This is a genomic window from Marinobacter sp. F4206, from assembly GCF_019392195.1.
Classification (GTDB): Bacteria; Pseudomonadota; Gammaproteobacteria; order Pseudomonadales; family Oleiphilaceae; genus Marinobacter.
Window position 1 is genome coordinate 588898 of sequence record NZ_JAHXKI010000003.1, and the last position, 26968, is coordinate 615865.

Below are 26968 nucleotides of genomic sequence, written 5' to 3' on the forward strand. Positions count from 1 at the left end.
AGACGCCCGGGCCCTGTTGGTTCATTCCTCGACGATGGCTGAGCGGTCCTCGCCGCCCATGGCCTCCAGAAGCCCAGGAATCAGCTTTGAAAGCTCGAGGGTCATCAGGGTGAACGCGGCGTCGAACTTGGCGACGGCGTCATCCACGTCGACGTCATCCAGCTGATCCTGAAGGGTCTCCCCGAATTTCAGGCGGCGAATCCCCAACTCCTCGTCCAGCACGAACGACACGTTGTCGTCCCAGGTCAGGGAAAGCTTAGTGACCTGCATGCCGGCGTCCAGATGATTCCGGATTTCGTCTGCCTTGAGGTCCAATCCCTTGCAGCGCACCACACCGCCGTCCTCAGACGGATCCTTCAGTTCGCATTCGTTGCCGAGAACCACCTGACCGGGCAGGTCAATGGTCTCGTTCAGCCAGCCGGTAAAGGTAAAGGCCGGCGCCTGCTCAACGGCCGGCGGCCGGACGGGCAATGACCCCAGGCTTTTACGCAGGGTGGAGGCAAGGTCCTCCGCCTGTTTGGCGGAACCCGCGTCCACCACCATCACACCGTCCTTCGGTGCCAGGTAGGCGAAGCCGCGACGGTTCTTGGAAAAGGCCTGGGGTAGCATTTCCAGCATGACCTGTTCTTTGATCTCGTCCTTTTCCTTGCGGCGGACCTTGCGGCCCTGCTCGAACTCGATGGCTTCAGCCTTCTCTTCCACCGCTTCCTTCACCACCGCGCCCGGAAGAATCTTTTCTTCCTTGCGCAGGGCAATCAGATGGTAGCCGCCGGCGCTGTGAACCAACTGCTCGCCATGTTTTCCCAGTGGAGGGACCCAGCCCTGCCGGCTGGTTTCCTGGGGACCGCAGGGCTTGAAGGCATCGGCCTGCAGTTTTTCCTCCAGCTCTTCGGCTGAGATATCAAACGGTTTGGTAAAACGGAAGACACGGGCATTACGAAACCACATCAGGCTTGATCCTTGCTGTTTTAGACGGTTCGGGAAACACAGAGAGAGGCGGGATGATACGGCCACCGCTTGGTGGCCGTAAAGTGGCTACTCAGGCGTCAGAGGTTCATGATTTCCACCATGACCGTCTTTACGATAAAGCCCACCACGCCGGCACCGAGGACGATAAACAGGGCAAGGGTGCCAAACTTGCCCGCCCTGGATTTCTTGGCCAGATCCCACACAATGATGCCCATCCAGACAATAAGTCCGGTCAGAAGCACCAGCATGGCGATCTGGGAAAAGACTGCCTCATTCATTTAATCAGATTCCTGGTTTTACGGGGATTTACGGTTGTTCGTCCCGCAGGAAAACCCAGTTGTTCTTGTCGGATTGGTCTTCGCTGAAGTAGTAGCCTTCAAGGTTGAAGCCCTTGAGATCGTCGGCCTGGGTGATCCCGTTCTGGATTGCGAAGCGGCACATCAGACCACGAGCCTTTTTGGCGTAGAAGCTGATCATCTTGTACTGCCCGTTCTTCCAGTCCTTGAACTGGGGGGTGATCAGTCTCGCCTCAAGATCTTTTTTCCGGACGCTTTTGAAGTACTCATTGGAGGCCAGGTTAACCAATACGCCGTCGTCCGCCGCCAGCAGGCGGTTGATCTCGTCCGTAATCCGGTTGCCCCAGAAGGCGTAGAGATCCTTGCCGCGACGGTTTTCGAACTTCGTGCCCATTTCCAGCCGATAAGGTTGCATCAGGTCCAGCGGCTTCAGGATGCCATAAAGGCCTGACAGCATTCGCAAGTGTTTCTGGGCGAACGCAAACTCATCTTCGCTGAAACTTTCCGCATCGAGGCCTGTGTAGACGTCACCCTTGAAGGCCAGCACCGCCTGGCGGGCGTTGTCCGGGGTGAAAGGCGTGTGCCAGGTCCGGAACCGCTCGGCATTGAGCTGGCCCAGCTTGTCACTGATGTTCATCAGATTACTGACCTGATGGGGCTCCAGTTCCTTGAGCTGATCAATCAGTTCGCAGGCATCGTCCAGAAAATCCGGTTGGGTATAGGTTTCCGTGGCCAGCGGACTCTCATAGTCGAGGGTCTTGGCGGGGGAAATGACCATTAGCATGTCAGGCAATCCTCATTGAAGAAACGTGAGTAACTGATCCCTGGTAAATGGCCAGTCCAGCTCCGCACCGGTGTCGTTGCGGCGCAGCACCGGTATGCGGGTGCCGTAACGCTCGACCAGCTTTTCGGACTGGGCAATATCCACGACGTCGACTGGTATCGGCGCCGGCATGGGTGTGTTCACCAGCAGGGCTTCGGCCAGTTCGCACAGGTGGCATTGGGTCGTTGTGTAAAACAGCAGTTCCATTACTTGGGCTGTGCGTCCAGTTGCTGGCCGGTAACAGCGTGGCTGTCCTTGCCCATGAGATACAGGTAAATCGGCATCAGGTCTTCCGGCGCGGGATTCTGCTCCGGGTTCTCCGCCGGATAGGCCCGCGCCCTCATGTTGGTACGGGTTGCGCCCGGATTCAGACTGTTCACGCGCACGTTGTGGCGCTCGTCATCCAGTTCATCGGCCATCAGCTGGCTCAGGCCCTCGACGGCAAACTTGGAAACGGCGTAGGCGCCCCAGTAGGCTTTGGCCTTGCGGCCTACGCCGGAGGACGTGAAGATTACCGAAGCATCGGTGGATTTGCGCAGCAGGGGGATCATGGCGCGGCTGAGCAGGAAGGGCGCGGTCGCGTTGACGTGCAGCACCTTGTTCCACATCTCGGGGTCGTACAGCTCAACCGGGCTGCGGTCACCGAGAATGGCGGCATTGTGGAGAATGCCGTCGAGTCGCTCGAAGTTTTCCTCGAGCGTCATGGCCAGTTCTTCATACTCCTTGACCGCTGCACCTTCAAAATTCATTGGTACGATGGCGGGCTTGGGGTAGCCGGCGCCTTCGATTTCGTCGTATACCGATTCCAGCTTGGAAACGGTGCGGCCTACCAGGATCACGGTTGCGCCATGGGCCGCGTAGGCAATAGCAGCGGCCCGGCCAATCCCGCTACCTGCACCGGTCACCATCACGATGCGGTCTTGCAGAAGATCGGCGGGGGCTTTGTAATCTTGCATAACCTGTTCTCCGTATCAGGCGGTTGCCGGGTAGGGGTTTCAATCTGCTTTTATTGTAACAGCTTTGCCAGGTCGTCGACGGTGTCGGCAACCAGGTCGGCTTGCCAAAGGTCAACCGATTCGGGCTCTTCGATATAACCATAGCGAACAGCGATGGTCCTCATGCCGGCATTGCGTCCCGCTTCGATATCGCGCTCGTGATCGCCCACGTACACCGCGCTGGCGGGATCGGCGCCGATCTGTTTGCAGGCCAGGAACAGGGCTTCGGGATGGGGCTTGCGTTCGGCTACATGGTCCGGGCAGATCACGACTGCGCAGCGCTGTGCAAGGCCCAGGGCGTCCACCAACGGGGCGGCAAAACGTACCGGTTTGTTGGTGACAATCCCCCAGGGAATGCCACGAGCCTCCAGTGCCTTGAGAATCGGGTCCATGCCGTCAAACAGGGCGGTTTCGATGGCGACACCGGCCTCGTAAAGATCGAGAAACTCGGTGTGCTTCGCGATGTAATCCGGGTGCTCCGGTTCCAGCCCGAACCCGACCCGAATCATGGCGCGTGCGCCATTGGAGACCGAGCGCCGGATGTGGTCAGCCGGCAGTGGCGTGAGACCATGCTGCTGGCGGAGCTGGTTCAGGCAACGGATAAAATCCGGCGCCGTGTCGATCAGTGTGCCATCAAGATCAAACAGAACGGCTGATGGTATGGGCTCAGATTTCACGGGCGTCTCGGGCATGCATCAGGTAGTTGACGTCGACATCGCGGCCCAGCTTGTAGATCTTGGTGAGGGGGTTGTATGTCATGCCTGTCAGTTCCAGCACCTCAAGACCGGCGTGGCGCAGGTGATCGGACATTTCGGAGGGGCGGATGAACTTTTTCCACTCGTGCGTGCCTTTGGGCAGCATGTTCAGGACATACTCAGCGCCGACGATGGCGAACAGGAACGACTTGGGATTACGGTTGATGGTCGATACGAAGAGGTGGCCACCGGGTTTGAGCAGGGTGGAGCAGGCTCGGATCACCGACGCCGGGTCGGGCACGTGTTCGAGCATTTCAAGGCAGGTGACGACGTCGTACTGGCCGGCGTGGTCGGCATCGCGAGCCAGGTCCTCGACGGTGGTCTGACGGTAGTCCACCTTGATGCCGCTCTCCAGTCCGTGCAGTTTGGCGACCGACAGGGGTGCCTCGCCCATATCAATGCCGGTCACGTGGGCCCCACGCTGCGCCATGCCTTCCGACAACAGGCCACCACCACAGCCGACATCGAGGACCCGTTTCCCGGCGAGTGGGGCCCGCTCGTCGATGTAGTTCAATCGCAGCGGATTGATGTCATGCAGGGGGCGAAATTCACTGGTGGGATCCCACCAGCGACTGGCCAGTGCTTCAAACTTTGCAATTTCATTCCGGTCTACGTTCTGGTCTGTCATGGTCTGTGCCGCCTGATCAATCTATCGGAATTCGGTTATTGGGCCTGCTGGTTGCGAATTCGTTCCTTCCAGCTATCGACGCGCAGCATGAGGTCTGCGACATCGATACGGGTTAGTCGGCCGTCCTGTAACTGGGGTACGCCGTTAATCCAGCTATGGCTTACTGCCCGGCCATGATTGCTGTAGACCAGGTGGGAGCCGGGGTCGTAGACCGGTTGCAGGAAGGGATCGCTCAGGTCCACGGCAATGAGGTCAGCCAACTTGCCCGCCACCAGTGAGCCGAGCTCGTGGTCGCGGCCGAGCGCCCTGGCGCCGTTCAGGGTTGCCATGGTCAGCGCCGCATGTGCCGAGAGGGCCGCGGCGTCCCCCGACACCACCTTGGCGATCATGGCGGCCGTGCGCAGTTCCCCGAACAGATCCAGGTCATTGTTGCTGGCAGCCCCGTCGGTTCCGATTGCAACGTTGACCCCGGCATCCAACAGTTTCTGCACCGGACACAGGCCGCTGGCCAGCTTGAGATTGGATTCCGGGCAGTGGACAACGTGGGCGCCGGATACGGTGACTGCTTCGAGATCGGCGTCGCTAACCTGGGTCATGTGGACACACTGGGTATTCGGTCCCAGAAGTCCCAGTTCGGCCATACGTGCGACCGGACGTTGACCGAGTTTCTCGGTCGCGTCGTTCACCTCGAATTCAGTTTCGTGCAGGTGGATCTGGATCGGTGCACCGGTGTTGGCGGAGAGCTGGATCGCGCTCTTCATGGGCGCATCCGACACCGTGTAGGGCGCATGTGGGCCGATGGCGGGTGTGATGTACTGATCGCCCTGCCATTGTTTGATAAAGGTTTCGCCCTTGCTGAGGTAGTCCTCGGGGCCTGTGCCCCAGGGCGTGGGGAAATCCAGTAACGGGAAAGCGATCTGGGCGCGCATGCCGACATCGTGGGCGCACTGGGCCGCAACCTCCGGGAAAAAATACATGTCCGAGAACGTCGTGGTGCCGGTACGCAGCATTTCGGCCATGGCAAGCTGGGTGCCGTCGGCAATAAAGGCTTCGCTGATGAAGGCGCCTTCTGCTGGCCAGATATGGTCGTTGAGCCAGGCCATCAAGGGCAGGTCATCGGCCATACCGCGGAACAGGGACATGGCCGCATGGCCATGTACGTTGATCAGGCCGGGCATGACCACATGGTTGGGCAGGTCCACGGTTTCCCGGGTACGAAAACGCTGGTCTGCCTCCTGTTGCGAAACCAACGCGGCGATCCGGTTGCCCTGGATAATAACCGCTTGGTTGTCGAGTACGACTGCTTCCGGTTCGATGGGAATGAGCCAACGGGCGTTGATGCGGATATCGGCTGCGGTGATGGTGTCTGCCGTCATGTACCTGCCTTGAGAGCCGGGCGCGCAAATCTCGCGCTTTGAAAATGTAGGCCGGAAGTATAAACGTTATACTGGCGCTTTTCAGCGTTTCAGAGGCGGAGCTGATTTATGGCGAAATCCCCGAAAACCCCTTCTTCCCGCGCCGTTGGCACGGTGGCTATCCGCTGGCATGGACATGCTCTGGAGTTGCTGGATCAGCGCCTGCTGCCCGCCGAGGAGCATTGGATAACCCTGGAGGGTGCCTCGGGCGTGGCCCAGTGTATCCGGGACATGGTGGTTCGTGGCGCGCCCGCCATCGGGATCAGTGCGGCCTATGGCATCGCACTGGCTGCCCGCCATGCCGGTGGTGGTGACTGGAAAGCCGAGATCAAACAGGCAATCCGCGAACTGGCGGCCTCCCGGCCCACAGCCGTCAATTTGTTCTGGGCATTACAGCGCATGGAGAGGGTGTTTCACGAGTGTCACTCGCTGGATGAAGCCGTGAAACGTCTGTCCTCTGAGGCGATTCTTATTCACGATGAGGACCTGGCGGCCAACCTCGCTATGGCTGACCACGCCCTGGATGTCATGCAGCCGCACAAGCCGATCTCGGTCCTCACCCATTGCAATACCGGGGCTCTGGCAACCGGCGGATATGGCACCGCGCTGGGTGTTATTCGTCGCCTCCATGAAGAAAAACTGCTGCAGACCGTGTATGCCGATGAAACCCGGCCCTGGCTTCAGGGCAGTCGCCTGACAGCCTGGGAACTGGCGCAGGAAGGCATCCCGGTTACGCTCAATGCCGACGGTGCCGCAGCGGCCATTCTCGCTGATGGTCACGTGCGCTGGGTTGTGGTGGGGGCTGACCGGATTGCTGCCAACGGCGACGTTGCCAACAAGATTGGCACCTACAGCCTTGCGGTTCTGGCCCGCCATCATAAAGTGGGTTTCATGGTTGTGGCGCCGTCCAGTACCGTCGACATGTCACTGGCATCCGGCGGTGACATTCCGATTGAAGAACGTGAAGGCACGGAAGTTCGGGAGATTCGCGGTGTGCCGCTGGCGCCGCCGGGCGTCAAGGTGTTCAATCCGGTTTTTGACGTTACTCCGGCGAGCCTGATTGATGCCATCGTGACCGAAAAGGGCGTGGTTCATAATCCCAATATCACCGGCATGCGTGAGCTATTTGGCTGAGGGTTTCCGTCTAGCGGTGGCGGGCTTGTCGTGCGCCCCGGTCTGGTCTTCATAGCGAGCCATCACATCGGCGACCTGCTTTTCCTGCTCCTCCACAAAGTGCAGGGACATCTCGAAACTCTGGCGGGTAAACTCCAGGACCTGCCGGAAGCCATCATCGGAGAGGTTACGGGCATCATCGTGCCGGCGGAAGATGTTGATGAATTCCCGTTCCCTTTCAAACTGCAACGGCAGACGTCCGACCCCCCAGTCATTCAAAAGTTGCCAGACTTCCGGGTTGTAGTTGCGCGTGGTGCGCATGATGAAGGGAATCGGGTCGTTGCGGGCAATCAGCGCCGCAAGGCGCAGAATGAGTTCGAAGGACAGGGTGGTGGTGCCATTCTCGATGGCCTCAAGCACCGATTTGTCCTTGAGGTTCAGCGCTTCGCTCATTTCCGACAAGGTGAGCCCGGCGACCTCGCGAATATCCTTCAGCGACTGGCCCGCAGTGAGCATGGCGCGAAGCTGATCCTGGGAATGGATCAGGGCTCGACCGACCCTCATCGAGGTGTCCGTGGCCCTTGCGCCGAAGCGCAGCGCGGATCCCGTCAGGCTGGCCAGCCGGTCGATGAGGCCGTCGGGATTTCGGGGGGCCGTGTTGTCGGCTTTTCCCAGTTCCTCAACTTCCTCCATGGACCGCATGGCATGCAGCGCATCCAGTAACATGTCCTGGAGTACGCGTGCTTTCTGTCGGGGTTCCTGATCCTTGGGACGCTCCGTCATGCTGAGGCTCGATTCCTTTACTGAGTCGGCGCCTGGGCAGCGAACTGCCGGGGAGAGGTGATGGACGCCATGTGCCGGTCAAGTTCCAGCATGTCTGCCATGATGTGACCGCCTTCGCGAATAACAAAGTCCAGTTCGTCGTCGGTGGTGTCCAGTTCGGCAGCCTGCTGATCCTGCCAGTCTTCGAGATCTTCCAGTGAGGCAAACGGCTCATCGCCGCGCAATTCCCGGCGCGCATTGGCGATGGTCAGCCGGGTGCGCTCGATCTGCTCATGCTGGCTCTTGCGGTTGTCGAAGTTCAGGCTGACGGAGTCCATCTCGCGCTGCTCGTTGAGGAAGTTGATCTCCTGTTGCAGCAGGCTGAACTCGGGGCTCGCGGAGAAGCGCTCTTCGTGGCGCGTTCTCAGCTCGTCAATGATGCCGCTGAAGTCAAAATAGCGTTCGTGGGGAACGGCTTCGATCTGATCCCAGGGCAGGGCATGATCAAGGGCATCCTCGCCGATACGGGTCTTGTCGATACGGGACGGAATCTCTATGTCAGGAATCACACCTTTATGCTGGGTGGAACCACCGGACACCCGGTAGAACTTCGACTGGGTAATCTTCAGCTGGCCATGATTGAGCGGGCGGACCGCCTGGACAGTACCCTTGCCGAAGGTCTGCGAACCCACCACGAGTCCGCGGCCGTAATCCTGGATGGCGCCGGCAAAGATCTCCGACGCCGAGGCGCTCATGCGGTTGGTCAGAACGACAAGCGGGCCGTCATAGGCTACGGAGGGATCCTCGTCATTGAGGACCTGAACGTCGTTGTTGGCGTTGCGGATCTGGACGGTTGGGCCCTTATCGATAAACAGTCCTACCAGGTCATTGGCTTCATGCAGGGCGCCGCCGCCGTTGTTGCGCAGATCAATCACCAGGCCGTCCACGCCGTCTTCCTCAAGGTCGGTAATCAGGTTCCTGACATCCCGGGTTGTACTCTTGTAGTTCGGATCGCCCGCCTGCATGGCCTGGAAATCCGCATAGAAGGTGGGAATGGTGATCACACCGACGGTGTAGTCGGTGCCGCTGCGCTCCAGCTCAATGACGTCCTTGCTGGCGCTCTGCTCTTCCAGCTTGACCTCGTCGCGCTTGATGGCAATGGCCTTGGTGATGGTTTCATCGCTTGCGTTGGCCGGGATCACTTCGAGGGTGACGACCGAGTTACGCGGGCCCCGAATAAGGTCGACCACCTCGTCCAGGCGCCAGCCAATCACATTGACCGGCTTTTCATCGCCCTGTGCCACGGAGACGATTCGGTCTGCCGGCTGGAGTTGTCCCTGCTTGGATGCGGGCCCGCCTGGCACCAGGCGAACCACCTTGGTGTACTCGTTGTCGGACTGGAGAACCGCGCCGATGCCTTCCAGTGAAAGGCTCATGTTGATGTTAAAGTTCTCTGACGTGCGCGGGGAAAAATAGGAGGTATGGGGATCCCACATGCCGGTGAACGCATTCATGTAGGCCTGAAACGCATCTTCGCTCCTGGCCTGGTAAGCTCGCTTCAGCTGGCCCTCGTAGCGACGGCGCAGGTTGTCTTCAATGGTTTCATCATCGGTCCCGTTCAGGCGCTGCGCCAGCACGGCATTCTTGATGCGCTTGACCCAGAGATCATCAAGGGCCTGCTTGTCGGCCTCCCAGCTGGTCTCTGAGCGGTCCAGCAGAATACTCTCATCGGTACCGAAGTCGAGCTCGCCGATGCCGTTGTTGATCAGACCGAGGGCAAACTGGAGGCGCTCAATGATGCGCTGCTGAACCAGATTGTAGATATCGAAGCCGGGCTGGAGCTGGCCGGTCTTCAGGGCGGCACCCAGTTGGTTCTTTACCCGGTTGAATTTGTTCAGATCTTCCTGGGTCAGATAGATCCGTTGCCCGTCGAGATATTCCAGATACGAATCGAACACATCTCCGGACAGTTCATCACTGATGCCAAGATCCCGGAAGTGGGTGAACTGGAGCTGGCGGGCGATCAGGATATTGGCTCTGGCCTGATCAATGGTCGGCGCAACCGGTTCGTACACCGGAGAATCGTCCACCTTCGCTTGCAGTGCCAGGGGCGTTGAGACCAGCAGGGCAATGGTCAAGGCCTTGCAGATCCCTGTCCGGGCAGTTTTTGCTGGTGCGCGATGGGCGACAATTCTTTCCGCGATGGTCATAAATACATACCTGACGGTGCTGGGGGCAGAGTTCAAGAGGAACGAACGATACTTTCCCGTTGGCGAATAAATTTATTGTAGGCAAGCGCTACCACCGTTGCCATAGGCAGCTCGTATCGGTTCGTGACAATCTGTCCATGAAATCGTCAGGTGAGGGTGGGTTTCCAGCGGGGAAAAGGCGGGGGAGTGAGGGCCGGAGAGGCAAAGCCCCTCCGGCAAGTCCGATCAGCAGAACTGGGTGTTGGTCTCGGCCTTTTCGAGCAACAGCCTGGGCGGCGCAAAGCGGTCTCCGTGCTGCGCGGCCAACTCCCGGGCGCGCTCGGTGAAGGCCCGCACGCCATACTGGTTGATGAACTGGATAGCGCCGCCGGTCCATGGGGCGTAACCGATACCGAAAATGCTGCCGATATTGGCGTCTTCCACCGTGCGCAGCACCCCCTCCTCGAGACAGCGAACGGTTTCAATGGCCTGGATGAACAGAATCCGGTCTTTAAGGTCCTGGAGCTCGATCGCGGACGCTTTGTTGGCATCCACGTAAAGACGCTCAAGTTCAGACCAAAGGTGTTTCTTGCCGTTCTCAGGATAGTCGTAGAAGCCTGCTCCGGCAGCCTTGCCCTTGCGTCCGTGCTGATCGACCATCTGGTCAATCACGGCCTCGGCAGGGTGTGGAACCCAGGTGCCACCGGCGGCCTCGGTGTCCTTTCTGCTCTGATCGCGGATGTGCTGCATCAACGTCATGCTGACTTCGTCAGAAATCGCCAGTGGGCCGACCGGCATCCCTGACAACAAGCCGGCATTCTCGATGCTGGCCGGGTGGATACCCTCGCCCAGCATGCAGATGCCCTCGTTGACAAAGGTTCCGAACACCCGGGAGGTAAAAAAGCCGCGGCTGTCGTTGACCACGATCGGGATCTTGCCTATCTGCTGCACATAGTCGAACGCGCGAGCGAGGGTGTCGTCGGAGGTCTTTTCACCCACGATGATTTCCACCAGCTGCATCTTGTCCACCGGGGAGAAGAAGTGCAGGCCGATGAAGTTGTCGGGCCTGGCGGATGCCTCGGACAGCTGGGTGATGGGGATGGTCGATGTGTTGGAGGCGAAAATGCCGTTTGGCGCCTGCTTCGGTTCCGCCTCCTGGGTGACTTTCGCCTTCAGGCTGCTGTCTTCGAAGACGGCTTCGATGACCAGGTCGCAACCATCGAGATCGTCGGCGCTGTCAGTCGCCTTGATGCGGCCGAGGATGTCGGCCTTTTGCTCTTCGGTCATGCGGCCCCGGCTGACTTTCTTGGCCAGCAGTTTTTCAGAGTAGTTTTTGCCTTTTTCGGCGTTTTCCACGGAAACGTCTTTCAATACCACCTCAATGCCCCGGGTGGCGGTGGAATACGCAATACCGGCACCCATCATGCCGGCTCCCAACACGCCCACCTTCCTGAACGTTTCCCTGTCCACGCCGTCAGGACGGCTACCGCCGGCCTTGATGGCATTCAGCTGGAACCAGAAAGTGCCGGTCATGTTCTTGGCCACCTGGCCAATCACCAGTTCCGCGAAATACCGGGTCTCAATCAGGCTGCCGTTGTCGAAGTCCACCTGCGCGCCTTCAACCGCTGCCGACAGGATACGCTCGGGAGCCGGATAGCAGCCCCGGGTTTTCTGCTTGAGCATGGCCGGGGCAATGGCCAGTTTCTGCGCCATGGCGGGGTGGTGTGGGGCGCCGCCCGGGAATTTGAAACCTTTCTGATCCCAGGGTTGCTGACACTTGGGGTGCGCCTCGATGAAAGCCCGGGCCTTGCTCATCATCTCGTCCGCCGACTCGGCCAACTCGTCGACGATTCCGGCTTTCAGGGCGGCTTTCGGATTGACTTTCTTGCCTTCCATCAAATAGGGAAAGGCCGCCTCCAGGCCGATCATCCGTGGCAAACGCTGGGTACCGCCGCCGCCGGGCAGCAATCCCAGGGTCACCTCGGGCAGGCCCAGTTGAATGGATTCATCATTCAGCACAACTCGATGGTGGCAGGCCAGGGCGATTTCCAGGCCACCGCCGAGCGCGCTGCCATTGATGGCCGCGACCACTGGTTTGCCACTGGTCTCGAGGAAGCGCATGTCGGCTTTCAGGCCATTCACCATGTCCTCGAACGTTTGGGCATCCTCGCGGGTGACCTTATGCAGTTCGGTCAAATCGCCGCCGGCAAAGAAGGTTTTCTTGGCGGAGGTAATGACGATGCCGCGAATCTTGTCCAGATCGGCCTTCACCTTTGTCGCTGTCTGCGTCAGTGCTTCACGGAAAGCGGCATTCATGGTGTTGGCGGACTGTCCGGGCATGTCGATGGTGAGGGTCAGGATCTGGTCTGAACCCAGGTCGTAACGGATGGCACTCATAATCGGTTCTCCTGTCAGAAAAAGTGTCGGGTTCAGACGCGTTCAATAATGGTGGCAATACCCATGCCGCCGCCCACGCACAGGGTGGCGAGGCCAAAACGCAGTTCCCGGCGCTCCAGCTCGTCCATCAGGGTGCCCAGGATCATGGCGCCGGTGGCGCCAAGAGGGTGGCCCATGGCGATCGCGCCGCCATTCACGTTCACTTTCTCGTCAGGTACCGACAATTCCCGCTGGAAGCGCATCACCACAGAGGCAAAGGCTTCATTGACTTCGAACAGGTCAATCTGGTCGGCGGTCATCCCGGCTTTTTCCAGGGCTTTGCGCGCTGCGGGCGCCGGACCTGTCAGCATAATGGTGGGGTCGGTGCTGGTGACGGCAGTAGCTACAATCCGCGCTCTTGGCTTGAGCCCCATAGCCGCGCCCTTCGCTTCACTGCCAATCAACATGGCGGTCGCGCCATCAACTATCCCTGAGGAATTGCCGGCGTGGTGTACGTGGTTGATCTTCTCCACATAGTGGTACTTTTCGCGGGCGACGCCGTCAAAGCCCATTTCACCCATCATCTGGAACGAGGGCTTGAGACCGGCCAGGGCATCAATGGAGGCATTGCCCCGAACGTGCTCATCCTGATCCAGGATGACGACACCGTTCTGATCGGTGACCGGTACGATGGATTTCGCGAAGTAGCCGTTCTGCCAGGCGTTGGCGGCCTTTTGCTGTGATTTGACCGCGAATCCGTCGACGTCCTGGCGACTGAAACCTTCGATGGTGGCAATCAGATCGGCGCCAATGCCCTGGGGCATGAAACCGGTGTGCAGGTTGGTTTCCGGATCCGTTGCCCAGGCACCTCCGTCAGAGCCCATGGGGACCCGAGACATGGCCTCCACGCCGCCGGCGACCACCAAATCCTCCCATCCGGAACGGACCTTCATCGCGGCGAGATTGACGGCCTCCAGTCCGGAAGCGCAGAACCGGTTGAGGGTCACGCCGGCCACTTTTTCATCCCAGTCGGCCGCCAGGGCAGCAGTTTTGGCAATGTCTGCACCCTGGTCACCAACGGCGGTGACACAGCCCATGACAATGTCATCAACCTGCGACGTATCGAGGCTATTCCTCTCTTGCAGCGCGTTGAGCACGGTTGTCAACAGCGTGATGGGTTTGACGCTGTGCAGGGAACCGTCTTTTTTACCGCGACCTCTTGGGGTACGGACTGCATCGAAGATATACGCCTCGGTGGTCATTATTTGTCCTCTGATGATGGTGGGTTCAGAAAATACTTCCGATGGCGTAACCATAGCCGTTTGCAGGGACCGGGGGTAATGACGCCGGCTGCCAATCGCATTGGCGAAATTGCTCAGCCGCCATGACAAGAGGACAGGCGGCTTCTATGGTTAGGAGTAAGGGCGTAAGAATGCGGGAGGCACGGTGATATGTCCCTCAGAGATGCCATCGACAATTTTTATGAGCGGCTGGTTCTGGATGCGATTGACGCTACCCGGCAGGAAGCGGATAACGCGGATTACCTGACCGATGTGATGTGTGTTGCGCTGAACCACCTTCCGGCCCGGTATTATCGACATTCCATCGATATGATGTTTTTTCTGGCCGACGACGAATTGAAAACTATGAAAGAAAAATCCCTGGCCGAGGTGCAGGCGGCCAGGGATTTTGTCAGGGAGCACCAGCGCAGCTGAGATCCTGCTTCGGTCAGCCGGGTACCAGAGCTGCCAGCGCGTCGCTGAGACGTTTCGCGAGGGCTTCGTCCGGTGTTGTGTCAGAGGATTGGAGACACCAGCGAGCAACCAGCTTCTCCAGTTCCTCAATCCCCTCACCGGCCTGCTCGGATGATCCCATCCCCTCCGCCAGACGCTGAACCTGAATCTCCATCCGGCGCTGCTGATCGGAATCCGGTGATGCAATCCCCCCAAGAATTTCTGCCCGGATAACCAGTTCTCCGTGGTCGAGGTTGTTTTGGTCGGCGGCCAGATCGGGCCAGTGGCCGGGCACTTCCGCCCTGTCTGCCGGCCCTGTCGTGCGTGCCATTACCAGTGATTGCCAGGCGCTGACGTTCGCCCGCAACTCCTGGTTTGCCATGGCTCGCTTCAGTCTCTGCTTCTCGCTTTGTAGCCTTTCCTTCAGGGCGGGTGACAGCGCCGAAACCTGCAGATCGTGGAGCCTTTTGAGGGCATCCGTCAGGGTGCTGGCGTCGTTATCGCTACCGAGTGTCTCGGTTTCTTCAAGCACGGCAGTCGCCGCATCATCGGCTGCCCGGGCCGCCTGCTGCTGCTCGTTTCGCTGGGCGTCCCGGCGAGCGAAGATCTGGTCACAGGCTTTGCGGAAGGCCTGCCAGAGTTTGCGGTCTTCCCGGTGCCGGGTTATGCCAATGGCCTTCCAGTCGGACTGCAGGTTCTTTGCCTGATTCATGGCGTCTTGCAGTGGCTCGTGGTCGATAAGGGCATTTGCCCGTTCGACGATCTCCTGTTTCAGGGCTTCGTTCTTCTGGCGCTCCTGATCCAGCGGTGCCTCGAGCTTTTTCAGCAGGTCATCAAAACGTTTCTGGACCTGACGGTTTTCACGAAACTCCACCGGCCAGGCGGCTTTCCATTCCTGGCGTGCGGTCAGATGGATTTTCTCGGCAGCCTTCCAGTCAATGTTGGTCCAGTCGGCGTGATTCAGGAAAGTCTCCAGCTCGTCGCAAATGGCCTGTCGTTTTTCCAGGTTGGCCCGCTTCAGGCCTGATTTTGCCGAGAAATAGTCCTTGCATGGCTCATATGCTTTATCGGACGCCGCCTTGAAACGTGTCCAGAGTGCCCGATCCGAGGAGCCACCGAGGTTGCGCCACTCATTCTGGAGTTCCTTGATCCGTTCGGCCTTGGCTTCCGGTTCCATGGGCTGTTCGGCGAGGTATTCCATCTGTTCGCACAGCTCAATCTGCTTGGGTTCGGTTGCAAAGCCGAGCCAGTCGCTGAGTTCCCTCATCTGTCCGTTCAGCAGCTGCATTCGGGCCTGGAACGGTTTGCCATGGCGGCGATCCAGGGATTTGAACTGCTGCTGGACGGTCTTCAACAGCTGTCGGGATTCCTTGAGCTGCTTCGCCTCGAGCGCCGCTTCCAGCCTGGTCATGGATTTCTCCAGATCGGCCGCAATGGCCCTCTGTTTCTCCTGATCTTCGGTTCTGTCGGGTGCCGGTTGCTTCCGTTTGCCGGCCAGCTGTCGGATGGGGTCGAGCAGCGCAGGCATGGGAAAACCTTCGGGCCAGGAGATCTCCCGGATCAGCCTCTTGCCCAGTTCGCGCTGCTCTTCAGAGACGTCATCCCCGGATTCAATGGCTGTTACAAGCTCGGTAAGGGTGTCTTTCTCCTGGTAGCTGTGGCGCACGGCGCTGATGTAATTGCGCAGGGATAACATACTGGCCTCGTAGGCTTTCTGCTGTTGCTTGTCCACAGAAGTATCCCGTGTGGCTTCCAGCCAGCGATTCTCCTGGGTTTTCTGCAAGGCATCGAGAGAGGCCAGGGAAGGCAGCGTCTCCGGCGCTTGGGACTGCAATTCTTCCAGCGTACCGGCCAGGAGGTTCAGGGTTTCTTCGCGTTGGAGCAGTTGCTCTTTTTGGCGATCTTCATCCGCCTGTGCCGACTGGATCGCTTCCAGGCGCTCATTGCAGCGATGGATGGCTTCTAGAAAACTCTGGGCTTGTTCAGCATTGGCGTGGGCTTCTACCTCCGCCCATTGGCGGGTCAGGGCCCCCAGTCGTGCTTCGTAGAGCTTGGTGTCATCGCTTCGGGCCTGGTCATTGGCGTGGCTGATTAGTGTGGTGATGGTTTGTGAGAGCCCCTCCAGTCGAGCCTGTTCGTCGCGCAACTTCTGGAGCGCCTGGCGCACAGTCTGGTAGACGGTTTTATCCCGCCCCTTGGCTTTTTTCTGAACCTGTTGAAGGCAGTCAGCATCGGTCAGCCTGCCTGCGGCCTCGAGCCGAATATCGGCAGTAATGCCCTCGACGGCCAGTTCCGCGAGTTCGGCCTGGCCGGGCGAACCCTTGAGTGTCTCCAATTGGGCTTCCCTCAGGTTGGCGCGCGTATCTTCCTGCGGTACGTCCGGTGCCGGAGCTTCCTTGCGGACTTTTTCGGTTGCTACCGGAGATTTGCGGGATTTGAACAGTTTCTGGATGAATGCGGCCATGAAGGTATCCTTTGGGATTGAAACCAGTCCTCGGTGTCGGGCAAAGTTATCCGCCACCGGCCATCGGCTGACCTTGTCGGCAAGCCGGGTACTGTTGCCGGGCTGGCCGGCAAGAATGAATTCGGTGGCTAGTCTAGCGTTTTGTACGCGCACGCGGGAAGGGGCTGTATGGCAAAACGGGAAAATCAGGACGATCAGGAATACAAGGCGCGCGCGAGTGCTCTGCGGCTGCTCGCCAGACGGGAGCACAGCCGCCTGGAGCTATCGCTGAAGCTGCGTCAGCGAAAGATCGACTCTGACATAATCGATGCGGTCCTGGACGATTACGAAGACGAGGGCTGGCTGGACGACAACCGGTTTGCCGATGTCTATGCCCGCCAGAGGATGGACCTTGGCTATGGTCCGTTACGGATTCATGGGGAGCTGCAACAGCGCGGTGTTCATCACACGCCTGAGTGCGTCGCGGAAATGACCGAGGAGGACTGGTGCCGACAGGCGGTGGCGCTCAGGGAGAAGCGCTTCGGGTTGTCGGACCTGGATAACGATTGGGATGAAAAGGTGCGCCAGGCCCGCTTCCTGAATCGGCGGGGCTTCTCGGCAGCTCAGGTAGAACGGGCGCTGGAAGCTCGCTCTGAGGATTGCTGAATGCGTTCCTGCATCGCTAGAGGGTCGGGGGGATCATGCCCAGCTCGGGCGGCAGTCCGGCTCGCAAGTCCGGATGAGCTTCCGCTTCTGGGGCCGCACTCGGATTCCGGGGGTTGGAGTCAAGATTGACCAGCTCTCCAGGCTGGATCGCGGCTGGCTCGGCGTGCCTGGTTATCCGGGCGAGCACGTCGTAGTAGCGACGAATATTCTGCACGTACAGGACCGGCTCGTGGCCACGGGCGTATCCGAAGCGGGTTTTGGTATACCACTCTTTCTGTGCCAGAAGCGGTAGGAATTCTTTCACATCCATCCAGCGATCCGGACTCTTGCCGGCGCTCTCGGCCAGGCGGCGGGCGTCTTCCAGATGGCCGAAGCCGACGTTATAGGAGGCAAGTGCAAACCAGGTCCGGTCCGGTTCGGGAATCCGCTCCGGAATCTTCTTGTGCACCATGCGGAAGTATTTGGCTCCGCCATGAATGCTTTCCTCGGCGTCCAGACGATTGTTGATGCCAATGTAGCTGGCGGTGTTTCTGGTGAGCATCATCAGGCCGCGAACGCCGGTTGGAGAGACGGCGTTGGGGCGCCAATGGGATTCTTGATATCCAATGGCCGCAAGCAGGCGCCAGTCAATGCCAAACTCGGCAGCATAATCCTGAAACAGGGATTCGTACTTCGGCAGGCGGTTTTCGACGTGGTGCATGAAGGTCCTGGCACCGACGTAGTTCAGTTGGTCCAGGTGGCCGTAGAAGCGTTCTGCTAACTGCGCCAGGGTGCCGTCGGCCTGGAGTTTTTCGAGAAACTGCTGGGCGGCGTTGACCAGGGTGTCGTCCTGGTCAGCCGGGAACAGCCACGCCAGCTCTTCCGGCTCCCCCACATAGAATGCTTTCTTTACCTGGGGAAAGAACACGTGATTGAGTTCCAGCTCGTTCGATGAAACCACGGCATAGGCAAACTCGCCGCTCTCCACTCGCGCCAGAATGCCGGCGGGGTCGAGGCCAGGGTGCATCTGCCAGTCGAATTCGGATTCTTCGCCCCTGAGCAGGTGCTCGTGGTTGCTTTCCGCCACCAGGTGGAGGGTCTGGCCGGTCAGGTCATCGAGTGAGTCCGGGCGCGGCGCATCCCGGTTATACACCACCACAGACTGGGCTGCGATGCCGGTCGGCAAGACCTTGTACTGGTCGGCAATGCCGGGCTGGCCTGACAAGCCGGCCAGACCGATGTGGGCATAGTTTCTGGAGAGGACGGACAGGACCTCGGTGTTGTCTTCGGCCACGCGTACGCGAAGCTCGACTCCGAGTTCCTTGGCAAACAGTTTTGCCAGCTCGTAGTCATAGCCGGTTGCCCCGTCCCGACCCTCGTAATAAATGGAGGGCGCTTCGCGGGTGATGACGTGCAGGACGTCCTCAGCGAGAACCTCCTGCAGTGTGCTTGGGCGCGAGCAGCCGGCAACCACGAGCGCAGCACTGATAATCAGTGCCGCCTGGGTTGGCGCAGCCGCGAAAGCAGATAGAATTCTGGACAAGTCCCTAGCTCCGTTACCGCTGGATCGTCGGGATACGTCAGTGTGTAGGGGTTGGACGCATCCGGTGTGTCACTGGCTGTGGCTTCCGCTTCCACCTTTATATGATCGTCGCTGCTACTACATTGGTCAATAAAGCTGCTCAATTAATATGCAAAACAATGTCAATTGTACAGGACGGAATTAAGGCTTCCGGCGCTGTATCCCGACCTCGCTTTCGAGTATCATGGCGGCCTTTCAGATTGCATCCAGACTTCCCCGTTTCGCGCGATACAGGTTGATATCATGCTTGAACTTCGCGGCGCTCCCGCGCTTTCGCCCTTCCGCTCCCGCAAACTGCATACCCGGATTCAGGACGCTGTGCCTGAAGTCGAGCATGTGTATGCCGAGTTCATGCACTTCGTGGATCTGGAGGGCAGTCTTTCCGAGTCCGACCAGGCGATTCTCGACCGGCTTCTGACCTACGGTCCGAGCGTTCCGGTGGAGGAGCCCGATGGCGTGCTGTTCCTGGTTGTTCCACGGCCGGGCACCTTGTCCCCCTGGTCCAGTAAGGCAACCGACATCGCGCGGAATTGTGGTCTGCGCCAGATTCATCGCATTGAGCGCGGTACGGCATTTTACGTCCGGGCCGGTCGCAAACTGGGGCTGGCGCAGCGTGAGAAAATCGCCGCTCTGTTGCACGACCGCATGACCCAGAAAGTGTTTCATGAAATGGGTGGAGCTGAACTGTTGTTCAGCCACGAGGAGCCCCGGCCACTTGGTCGTGTGCCCGTGCTGGCCGGTGGTCGCTCTGCGCTGGTGGAGGCCAATTCCAGGCTTGGTCTTGCACTGGCGGAGGACGAAATCGACTACCTGGCGAAATCGTTCACCGATCTTCAGCGCGATCCGACTGACGTGGAACTGATGATGTTTGCCCAGGCCAACTCGGAGCATTGTCGCCACAAGATCTTCAATGCGTCCTGGGATATCGACGGTGAGGGTCAGGAAAAGTCCCTGTTTGCCATGATCCGCAACACCTTCGAAATGAACAGTGAAGGCGTGCTTTCGGCTTACAAGGACAACGCCTCGGTTATCCGTGGCAGTCGTGGCGGCCGCTTCTATCCGGATCCGGAAACCGGTGTCTACGGCTACAACGAAGAAGACATCCACATCCTGATGAAGGTGGAAACCCACAACCACCCGACGGCCATAGCGCCGGCTGAGGGTTCTGCCACGGGTTCCGGTGGCGAGATCCGGGATGAGGGTGCCACGGGCCGCGGCTCCAAGCCCAAGGCGGGCCTGACCGGCTTCACCGTGTCGAATCTGAACCTGCCCGGCGATACCCAGCCCTGGGAGATCGGATACGGCAAGCCGGAACGGATCGCGTCGGCGCTGGATATCATGATCGAAGGTCCCATTGGTGGCGCGTCGTTCAACAACGAGTTTGGTCGACCGAATCTGGCCGGCTACTTCCGGACCTTCGAAGAGAAGGTTCCCGGTGCCGCGGGAGAGGAAGTGCGCGGCTATCACAAACCGATCATGATCGCTGGTGGTCTGGGGAACATCCGTGAGGATCACGTCGAGAAGGGCAATATTCCGGTCGGTGCCAAGCTGATCGTTCTGGGTGGCCCTTCAATGCTCATTGGGCTTGGTGGCGGTGCCGCTTCTTCCATGGATTCGGGTTCAAGCCATGAGAACCTGGATTTTGCCTCGGTCCAGCGCGACAACCCGGAAATGGAGCGTCGTTGCCAGGAGGTGATCGACCGTTGCTGGCAGATGGGCGACCGCAATCCGATCTGTTTTATTCACGATGTGGGTGCCGGCGGCCTGTCCAATGCCATGCCGGAACTGGTTAAAGACGGCGGTCGTGGTGGCAAATTCGAGCTTCGCGATATTCCGAGTGATGAGCCCGGCATGTCACCCCTGGAGATCTGGTGTAACGAATCCCAGGAGCGTTATGTCATGGCCGTTGCTCCGGAGAATCTGGACCAATTCGACGCCCTGTGCCGTCGCGAACGCTGCCCGTATGCTGTGATCGGTGAGGCGACGGAGTCCCACCACCTTGAGCTGGGCGATTCCTATTTTGACGACAAGCCTGTTGATCTGCCGATGGAAGTGCTTTTCGGCAAGCCGCCGCGCATGCACCGTAGTGTGAGCCGCGCTTCGTTCACCAAGCCGATCTTCGATTCCACCAAGATTGATCTGCACGACGCCATTCGCCGGGTCCTGCGTTTGCCGTCCGTTGGCTCCAAGAGCTTCCTGATCACCATCGGGGATCGGACCATTACCGGCCTGGTGGCACGGGATCAGATGGTTGGACCGTGGCAGGTGCCGGTGAGTGACGTCGCGGTTACCGCCAGTTCTTTCGATGTCCGGGCCGGTGAAGCCATGGCCATGGGTGAGCGCACGCCGGTTGCGGTGATCGATGCGCCGGCGTCCGGGCGTATGGCCGTCGGTGAGGTGGTAACCAACCTTGCAGCTGCTGCTGTTGGTAAGCTCTCGGATATTCGTCTGTCCGCCAACTGGATGGCCGCAGCGGGCCACCCCGGCGAAGACGAGAATCTTTACGAAACCGTGCGTGCCGTTGGTATGGAGTTGTGTCCGGCGCTGGGTATTACCATCCCGGTGGGCAAGGACTCCATGTCCATGAAAACCATGTGGGAAGAGGACAGTGGCGAGCAGAAGAGCGTTACCGCACCCTTGTCCCTGGTGGTCAGCGGTTTTGCTCCGGTGACTGACGTAGCGCGTACATTGACACCACAGCTGATATCCGACGCCGGAGAGACCGACCTGATTATGGTTGACCTGGCGGCGGGCCAGAACCGGCTTGGTGGATCGGCCTTGGCTCAGGTCTACCGGCAGGTAGGGGCGGTTGCACCGGATCTGGACGATCCCGAAGACATCAAAGCCTTCTTCGCGGTTATCCAGGGCCTGAACGCTGATGCCAAGTTGCTGGCCTATCATGACCGTTCAGACGGTGGCCTGTTCGTGACCCTGGCGGAGATGTGTTTTGCCGGCCGTACGGGCGTCGACATCAAGTTGGATGGACTGGCAGAGGACTCCTCCCAGTTCGCGCGGGAGTTGTTCAACGAGGAGTTGGGCGCTGTCATCCAGGTTCGTCGTGATGATACCAGCTTTGTATTGCAGCAGTTTTCTGCTGCCGGCCTTGGCGATCACACCAGCGTGATCGGGACCCTGAACGACGACGATCAGCTGCGTCTGAGCTTCGAAGGGCAGACCGTGGTTGATGAATCGCGGGTTTCCTTGCAGCGTCTTTGGGCCGAAACCAGCTATCGTATTCAGTCTCTGCGGGATAACGCCGACTGTGCCCAGGAGGAATTCGACAATCTTCTGGATGTTGAGGATCCCGGTCTCAGTGCTGATCTCACCTACGACATCAACGACGACGTGGCCGCACCGTACATCGGCAAGGGCTCGCGTCCGAAGGTCGCGGTGTTGCGCGAACAGGGCGTGAACGGTCAGGTCGAAATGGCCGCTGCGTTTGATCGCGCCGGGTTCGAATCCGTGGACGTTCATATGAGCGACCTGTTGTCCGGGCGTGTGACCCTGGATGGTTTCAATAGTCTTGTGGCCTGCGGTGGTTTCTCTTACGGCGATGTTCTTGGCGCGGGCGAAGGCTGGGCCAAGTCGATCCTGTTCAGTGATCGGGTTCGAGACCAGTTTGCTGGCTTCTTTAATCGCCAGGATACCCTGGCGCTTGGGGTGTGTAATGGCTGCCAGATGCTTTCAAACCTGCACGAGCTGATTCCGGGCAGTGAGGGTTGGCCGCGGTTTGTCCGCAACCAGTCGGAACAGTTTGAGGCGCGTCTGGTGATGGCTGAGGTCATGTCTTCGCCATCCGCATTCCTTGAGGGGATGGCGGGGTCACGCATGCCCATTGCGGTAGCCCATGGAGAAGGTCGTGTAGAGTTTGCGGGCGGAAATTCGTCTGCCGGGCTCACTGAGAATGAGTTGGTTGCCCTTCGGTACGTGGATAACAAAGGCCAGGCGACTGCCCGCTATCCATTCAACCCGAACGGGTCAGAGGGTGGTATCACTGGTGTTACCACCCGCGATGGCCGTGTCACGATCATGATGCCTCATCCAGAGCGGGTTTTCCGGGCAGTTCAGCACTCCTGGCGCCCAGAAGGCTGGCAGGAAGATGGTCCCTGGATTCGTATGTTCAGGAACGCAAGGCGGTGGTTCGGCTAAGTCCTCGCGGCTCAAAAGCCAGCCCTGGAAGGTGCCTGATAAAGGCATTTTTTCACGGCTGGCTTTTTTGTTTCTGCATGCCCAGTTTCGGGCCACTTTTCAAGGGATAAAATTCGTAAAATTGGCAAAAATGATCTTGACGCAGTATTTTTATGCACATTCCTGGTGCTTCCCTGTGCGTTCTGTGTACAAAGAATGAGAACTTGGTTCAATTTTTGTCCGAATCACATAAGCTACTGAAAAACAAAGATAAAAGTAATTGGGCGATTTTGTCGCCAATTTGACATGAGTGCAGTGATTGCGGGGGTCAGAGCCATGTTCCCAAAAACTTTCCCCAGAGTTATCCACAGATTCTGTGGGTAAGTGGCTAAGCTATTAATCTGTACAAAAAATATCCGCATTTACGGAGGGGTGGCTATGTATAAATTGTGTTATTTCGTGCCGGAAACTCACCTGGAAAAAACCAAGCGCGCTTTGTTCGACATCGGTGCCGGCAAGATCGGAGATTACGATCGTTGTGCCTGGCAGTGTGCTGGTCAGGGACAGTTTCGACCGCTGGAGGGCAGCGATCCCTTTATCGGTGAAAGCGGCGCACTGGAAGTCGTTGAGGAGTACAAGGTCGAACTGGTATGCGAGGACGGTCTGGTAGTCGAGGCTCTCAAAGCACTCAAGCAGGCCCATCCCTATGAGGAGCCTGCATATGAAGTGTACCGGATGGAATTGTTGTGATCAGCGCTTGGCAGTGGTGCCTGACATTGGGTGGCGTATATCCTGAACGTGTACGCCGAAAGATTCCCGGTGGAAATCCTCAATAAACAACTCAAGCGTCTTCCTGACCGTCGGGAATGACAGTTCATCCCAGGGAATGTCTTCAAGCTCAAACAACTGGGTTTCAAGGGATTCCTCGCCGGCGCCGAATTGGCCGTTCTTGAGGGTTGCCCGGTAAAACATGTGAACCTGATTGATGTGCGGCACGTCGATGATCGAATACAGCCCTTCGATGTGTACCTCGGCGAGCGCTTCTTCCATCGTTTCCCGGGCTGCGGCTTCAATGGTGGTCTCGGCGTTCTCCATGAAGCCGGCAGGCAAGGTCCAGTATCCGTAACGAGGCTCAATTGCCCGGCGGCACAGCAGGATCTTGCCGTTCCAGACCGGAACCGTCCCGGCGACAATGCGCGGGTTCTGGTAATGTATGGTTTCGCAGCTGATGCATACATAGCGGTGGCGGTTATCCCCCTCGGGGATGCGTTGTTCAACCGGATGGCCGCATGTGCTGCAGTACTTCATGTGTTTCCCCGTATACTGGAAATTGGTTTGGTAGTCAGTTTAACCATCGTGGCTGCCTGTGTCTCATCCAACATTCTGATGTTCCATGGAGCTGCAATTTGCGTGATTTACTCGCCGAGCGTTTGTCCGGCTACGCACCCCGACAACTGGCGTTGGATTATCCCGAGGCTGGCATTCTGGTTCCGGTGACCGACGATCATCGTAACCCGGAAATGGTGTTTACGTTGAGATCCTCGAATCTGAGCACTCACCGGGGGCAGGTTGCCTATCCAGGTGGCAAGCGGGACCCGGGGGATCCGTCCCTGGCGGCCACCGCGCTGCGGGAAAGTCATGAGGAGATCGGGTTGCCACCGGAGCGCGTGGAGGTCATTGCACCTCTAAGCCAGGTGATGTCCCGATACGGCATACTTGTGACTCCTTATGTGGGGGTGATCCCGGTGGATCAGCCCCTGGAGGTTAATCCGGATGAGATCGAAAGCGTATTTCGTGTGCCCCTGTCGTTCTTTCACGAAGACCGGAGGGAGCGCACGGATGCCCTGAACTTTCTGAACCATACCTTCTATGTTCCCTGCTACCGTTGGGAGCGTTATCAGATCTGGGGATTATCGGCGGTGGTTCTGGTTGATTTTATGAACGCTGTGTACGATGCCGGTATTGATTTATTGGAACCGCCCCGAGGAGGCTGAAATGTTTTACGAGCTGGATGGCCAAATCCCTGAGTTTGATGGAGAGGGTCAGTTTGTTGCGGAAAACGCGACGGTGGTTGGCAGCGTGCGCCTGATGGAAAAGGCCAGTGTGTGGTTTAACGTGGTAATTCGTGGGGACAATGATCTGATTACCATCGGACCGGAAAGCAACGTCCAGGATGGATCCGTGCTCCATACCGATCCCGGTATCCCGCTGACCCTGGGGCGGGGGGTGACCGTCGGTCACAAAGTAATGCTCCATGGATGTGATATCGGGGATTACAGTCTCATCGGGATCAACGCGGTTGTTCTCAATGGCGCGAAGATTGGCAAGCACTGCCTCATAGGTGCCAATACATTGATTCCCGAGGGTATGGAGATTCCTGACGGGTCGATGGTTGTGGGGTCTCCGGGGAAGATCAAGCGTGAACTGAGTGACAGCCAGAAAAAGATGCTGGAAATGAGTGCGCAGCATTATGTGCAGAATGGTGCTCGTTATCTCGAAAAGCTGAAAGTCTGTGAGCCCGCGCGATGAGCGTATCAGATAAAGTGCGTTCGCCCTGCATTCAGGTTTGCGCCCTTGATGAAAACGATATGTGCATTGGTTGTCAGCGTACCGGCGACGAGATTCTTCGCTGGACCCAGATGACCAATGAGGAGCGCAGGGAGGTTCTGCGCAACGTCGCCATACGGGAAGAGAAGGTGGCGCTGTAGCGGCACCAGTTAGCAAGCATATCAACGATTGATGATTCAGGCAGGCACTGACATGACAGAAGGCAACAACACGGTTCGGATCGGCACCCCCCTCAAAAAAGGAGCGTTCAAGGTTTTGTTCTGCGGCTCGGGTGAGCTTGGCAAGGAAGTGGTCATTGAGCTTCAACGCTACGGAGTGGAAGTGATCGCTGTTGACCGTTATGCCAATGCGCCGGCCATGCAGGTGGCCCATCGCAGCTATGTGATCGATATGTTGGATGCGGCCAGCCTTCGCAGCATTGTTGAGCAGGAGCAGCCCGACCTTATCGTGCCCGAGATTGAGGCCATTGCGACGCCAGAGCTGGTGAAGCTGGAGGAGGAGGGCTGCCGGGTTATTCCCACCGCCCGTGCCGTGAATCTGACCATGAATCGTGAAGGTATCCGCCGACTTGCTGCCGAAGAACTCGGGTTGCCAACTTCACCCTACCGGTTTGCCGGCTCCCGGGAGGAGTATCTGGCGGCTGTCAGCGACGTGGGGATGCCCCTGGTCGTCAAGCCTGTGATGAGTTCATCCGGTAAAGGGCAGAGCACTGTAGTCTCCGACACAGATATCGAGGCTGCCTGGGAATATGCCCAGTCCGGCGGACGGGCGGGCAAAGGTCGGATAATCGTAGAGGGGTTTGTGGATTTTGACTACGAAATCACCCTGCTTACTGTAAGACACCGCGATGGTGTTTCTTTCTGTGACCCTATCGGCCACCGACAAGAGGATGGCGACTATCGTGAATCCTGGCAGCCGCAGCCCATGTCCGCTCCGGCTCTCGATCGATCCATGGAGATTGCCAGGGCGGTGGTTGAGAATCTAGGCGGGTATGGCCTGTATGGTGTGGAGTTGTTCGTAAAGGGGGATGATGTCTGGTTCTCCGAAGTGTCTCCGCGACCCCACGATACGGGACTTGTAACCCTGATCTCCCAGGATCTGTCCGAATTCGCGCTGCACGCACGAGCGATCCTGGGCTTGCCGATTCCTGCGATTCGGCAGAACGGTGCTTCTGCGTCGGCCGTTATCTTGCCAGAAGGCGAGTCGGCGGATGTTTCTTTCAGCGGCCTCGAGGGCGCCCTGGCTGAGCCGGACACCCAGATACGACTGTTTGGCAAACCGGAACTCAAGGGGCGGCGGCGTATGGGTGTGGCGCTTGCGCGTGGGGAGACCATTGAAAAGGCCCGGGCAAAGGCGCGCGAGGCTGCGGCCGCGGTTAAAGTAGAGCTATGAATATCTGCACCGTTTTACGGTGCGCTCGGAAGGCTCCAGATCGGAAAGATGACGGTTTTTGAAAAAACTTAAAACCAACCGTTGACACCTCTGAGCAGGTCTGTAGAATGCGCATCTCTTTCGAGGGGAACGCCACTGAGGCGGGCCAGAAATCGA

Annotated in this window: 24 protein-coding genes; 9 read left to right on the forward strand and 15 right to left on the reverse strand. The window is 58.6% G+C overall.

The features are described 5' to 3' along the window. Nucleotides 1-21: 21 nt before the first annotated feature. The 8 genes from rdgC to KZO34_RS15890 all read right to left on the reverse strand — a co-directional run bounded on the left by rdgC (nt 22) and on the right by KZO34_RS15890 (nt 5842). Nucleotides 22-948 carry a recombination-associated protein RdgC gene (gene rdgC, locus KZO34_RS15855; RefSeq protein ID WP_219477808.1) on the reverse strand — a complete coding sequence of 309 codons (927 nt, stop codon included), beginning with the start codon at nt 946-948 and terminating at the stop codon, nt 22-24. Nucleotides 949-1046: 98 nt separating this feature from the next. Continuing rightward, nucleotides 1047-1247: a DUF2788 domain-containing protein gene (locus tag KZO34_RS15860; protein ID WP_218637204.1), complete on the reverse strand. Its 201-nt coding sequence runs from the start codon at nt 1245-1247 to the stop codon at nt 1047-1049. A gap of 28 nt (nt 1248-1275) precedes the next feature. Beyond that, on the reverse strand, nt 1276-2049 hold the full coding sequence (gene yaaA, locus KZO34_RS15865; RefSeq protein WP_219477809.1) for a peroxide stress protein YaaA: 774 nt from the start codon (nt 2047-2049) through the stop codon (nt 1276-1278). 12 nt (nt 2050-2061) lie between these two features. Next, nucleotides 2062-2295: a glutaredoxin family protein gene (locus tag KZO34_RS15870; RefSeq protein ID WP_218637202.1), complete on the reverse strand. Its 234-nt coding sequence runs from the start codon at nt 2293-2295 to the stop codon at nt 2062-2064. Further along, nucleotides 2295-3044: a YciK family oxidoreductase gene (locus KZO34_RS15875; RefSeq protein WP_219477810.1), complete on the reverse strand. Its 750-nt coding sequence runs from the start codon at nt 3042-3044 to the stop codon at nt 2295-2297. The genes KZO34_RS15870 and KZO34_RS15875 overlap by 1 nt, the downstream gene beginning before the upstream one ends. Nucleotides 3045-3094: 50 nt before the next feature. Next, nucleotides 3095-3760: a phosphoglycolate phosphatase gene (gene gph, locus KZO34_RS15880; RefSeq protein ID WP_308318832.1), complete on the reverse strand. Its 666-nt coding sequence runs from the start codon at nt 3758-3760 to the stop codon at nt 3095-3097. After that, on the reverse strand, nt 3750-4466 hold the full coding sequence (ubiG, locus tag KZO34_RS15885) for a bifunctional 2-polyprenyl-6-hydroxyphenol methylase/3-demethylubiquinol 3-O-methyltransferase UbiG (RefSeq protein ID WP_219477812.1): 717 nt from the start codon (nt 4464-4466) through the stop codon (nt 3750-3752). Before ubiG ends, gph begins: the two co-directional genes overlap by 11 nt. Nucleotides 4467-4501: 35 nt before the next feature. After that, complete coding sequence (locus KZO34_RS15890) at nt 4502-5842, reverse strand: TRZ/ATZ family hydrolase (RefSeq protein WP_219477813.1); 1341 nt, start codon at nt 5840-5842, stop codon at nt 4502-4504. Between the two features lie 108 nt (nt 5843-5950). Here KZO34_RS15890 and mtnA point away from each other — a divergent pair, with 108 nt between their 5' ends. After that, the gene (gene mtnA, locus KZO34_RS15895) at nt 5951-7015 is read left to right on the forward strand and encodes an S-methyl-5-thioribose-1-phosphate isomerase (protein WP_219477814.1); all 1065 of its coding nucleotides are present in this window, start codon (nt 5951-5953) and stop codon (nt 7013-7015) included. Here mtnA and KZO34_RS15900 read toward each other — a convergent pair. The 4 genes from KZO34_RS15900 to KZO34_RS15915 all read right to left on the reverse strand — a co-directional run bounded on the left by KZO34_RS15900 (nt 7004) and on the right by KZO34_RS15915 (nt 13583). Further along, nucleotides 7004-7777, reverse strand: coding sequence for a helix-turn-helix domain-containing protein (locus KZO34_RS15900; RefSeq protein ID WP_219477815.1), 774 nt, complete (start codon nt 7775-7777; stop codon nt 7004-7006). The two genes, mtnA and KZO34_RS15900, sit on opposite strands and share 12 nt — an antisense overlap. Nucleotides 7778-7794: 17 nt before the next feature. Further along, nucleotides 7795-9966 (reverse strand): carboxy terminal-processing peptidase, encoded by a 2172-nt coding sequence (locus tag KZO34_RS15905; protein ID WP_219477816.1) that lies wholly within the window; start codon nt 9964-9966, stop codon nt 7795-7797. A 225-nt stretch (nt 9967-10191) separates the two neighbouring features. After that, on the reverse strand, nt 10192-12342 hold the full coding sequence (locus KZO34_RS15910) for a 3-hydroxyacyl-CoA dehydrogenase NAD-binding domain-containing protein (protein ID WP_219477817.1): 2151 nt from the start codon (nt 12340-12342) through the stop codon (nt 10192-10194). A 32-nt stretch (nt 12343-12374) separates the two neighbouring features. After that, a complete protein-coding gene (locus KZO34_RS15915; protein WP_219477818.1) occupies nt 12375-13583 on the reverse strand; it encodes an acetyl-CoA C-acetyltransferase in 1209 nt (402 codons plus the stop codon). A gap of 189 nt (nt 13584-13772) precedes the next feature. Between KZO34_RS15915 and KZO34_RS15920 the strand changes: the two genes are divergently transcribed. Next, entirely contained in the window at nt 13773-14036 is a 264-nt protein-coding gene (locus tag KZO34_RS15920; protein ID WP_219477819.1) for a late competence development ComFB family protein, read from the forward strand. Between the two features lie 13 nt (nt 14037-14049). Here KZO34_RS15920 and KZO34_RS15925 read toward each other — a convergent pair whose 3' ends face one another. After that, on the reverse strand, nt 14050-16518 hold the full coding sequence (locus KZO34_RS15925; protein ID WP_219477820.1) for a DUF349 domain-containing protein: 2469 nt from the start codon (nt 16516-16518) through the stop codon (nt 14050-14052). Nucleotides 16519-16686: 168 nt separating this feature from the next. Between KZO34_RS15925 and KZO34_RS15930 the strand changes: the two genes are divergently transcribed. Beyond that, on the forward strand, nt 16687-17163 hold the full coding sequence (locus tag KZO34_RS15930; protein WP_219477821.1) for a regulatory protein RecX: 477 nt from the start codon (nt 16687-16689) through the stop codon (nt 17161-17163). 16 nt (nt 17164-17179) lie between these two features. Here KZO34_RS15930 and mltF read toward each other — a convergent pair whose 3' ends face one another. After that, nucleotides 17180-18685: a membrane-bound lytic murein transglycosylase MltF gene (gene mltF / locus KZO34_RS15935; protein WP_219477822.1), complete on the reverse strand. Its 1506-nt coding sequence runs from the start codon at nt 18683-18685 to the stop codon at nt 17180-17182. Between the two features lie 282 nt (nt 18686-18967). On the opposite strand from mltF, the gene purL reads away from it, so the two are divergent. Together purL and KZO34_RS15945 are read left to right on the forward strand one after the other, a co-directional pair. Further along, on the forward strand, nt 18968-22873 hold the full coding sequence (gene purL / locus KZO34_RS15940; RefSeq protein WP_219477823.1) for a phosphoribosylformylglycinamidine synthase: 3906 nt from the start codon (nt 18968-18970) through the stop codon (nt 22871-22873). A 417-nt stretch (nt 22874-23290) separates the two neighbouring features. Then, nucleotides 23291-23602, forward strand: coding sequence for a YqfO family protein (locus tag KZO34_RS15945; RefSeq protein ID WP_219477824.1), 312 nt, complete (start codon nt 23291-23293; stop codon nt 23600-23602). Here the strand turns inward: KZO34_RS15945 and KZO34_RS15950 are convergent, their stop codons facing one another. Further along, nucleotides 23603-24160 carry an NUDIX hydrolase gene (locus tag KZO34_RS15950; RefSeq protein ID WP_219477825.1) on the reverse strand — a complete coding sequence of 186 codons (558 nt, stop codon included), beginning with the start codon at nt 24158-24160 and terminating at the stop codon, nt 23603-23605. A 98-nt stretch (nt 24161-24258) separates the two neighbouring features. Between KZO34_RS15950 and KZO34_RS15955 the strand changes: the two genes are divergently transcribed. From KZO34_RS15955 to purT, 4 genes are read left to right on the forward strand one after another with little or no spacing between them, the layout of a single operon-like run. Next, entirely contained in the window at nt 24259-24846 is a 588-nt protein-coding gene (locus KZO34_RS15955) for an NUDIX hydrolase (RefSeq protein ID WP_219477826.1), read from the forward strand. 1 nt (nt 24847) lies between these two features. Continuing rightward, a complete protein-coding gene (locus tag KZO34_RS15960) occupies nt 24848-25381 on the forward strand; it encodes a gamma carbonic anhydrase family protein (protein WP_219477827.1) in 534 nt (177 codons plus the stop codon). Next, nucleotides 25378-25560 (forward strand): DUF1289 domain-containing protein, encoded by a 183-nt coding sequence (locus tag KZO34_RS15965; RefSeq protein WP_219477828.1) that lies wholly within the window; start codon nt 25378-25380, stop codon nt 25558-25560. Before KZO34_RS15960 ends, KZO34_RS15965 begins: the two co-directional genes overlap by 4 nt. 52 nt (nt 25561-25612) lie before the next feature. After that, complete coding sequence (gene purT / locus KZO34_RS15970; protein ID WP_219477829.1) at nt 25613-26812, forward strand: formate-dependent phosphoribosylglycinamide formyltransferase; 1200 nt, start codon at nt 25613-25615, stop codon at nt 26810-26812. The last annotated feature ends 156 nt before the right edge of the window (nt 26813-26968 follow it).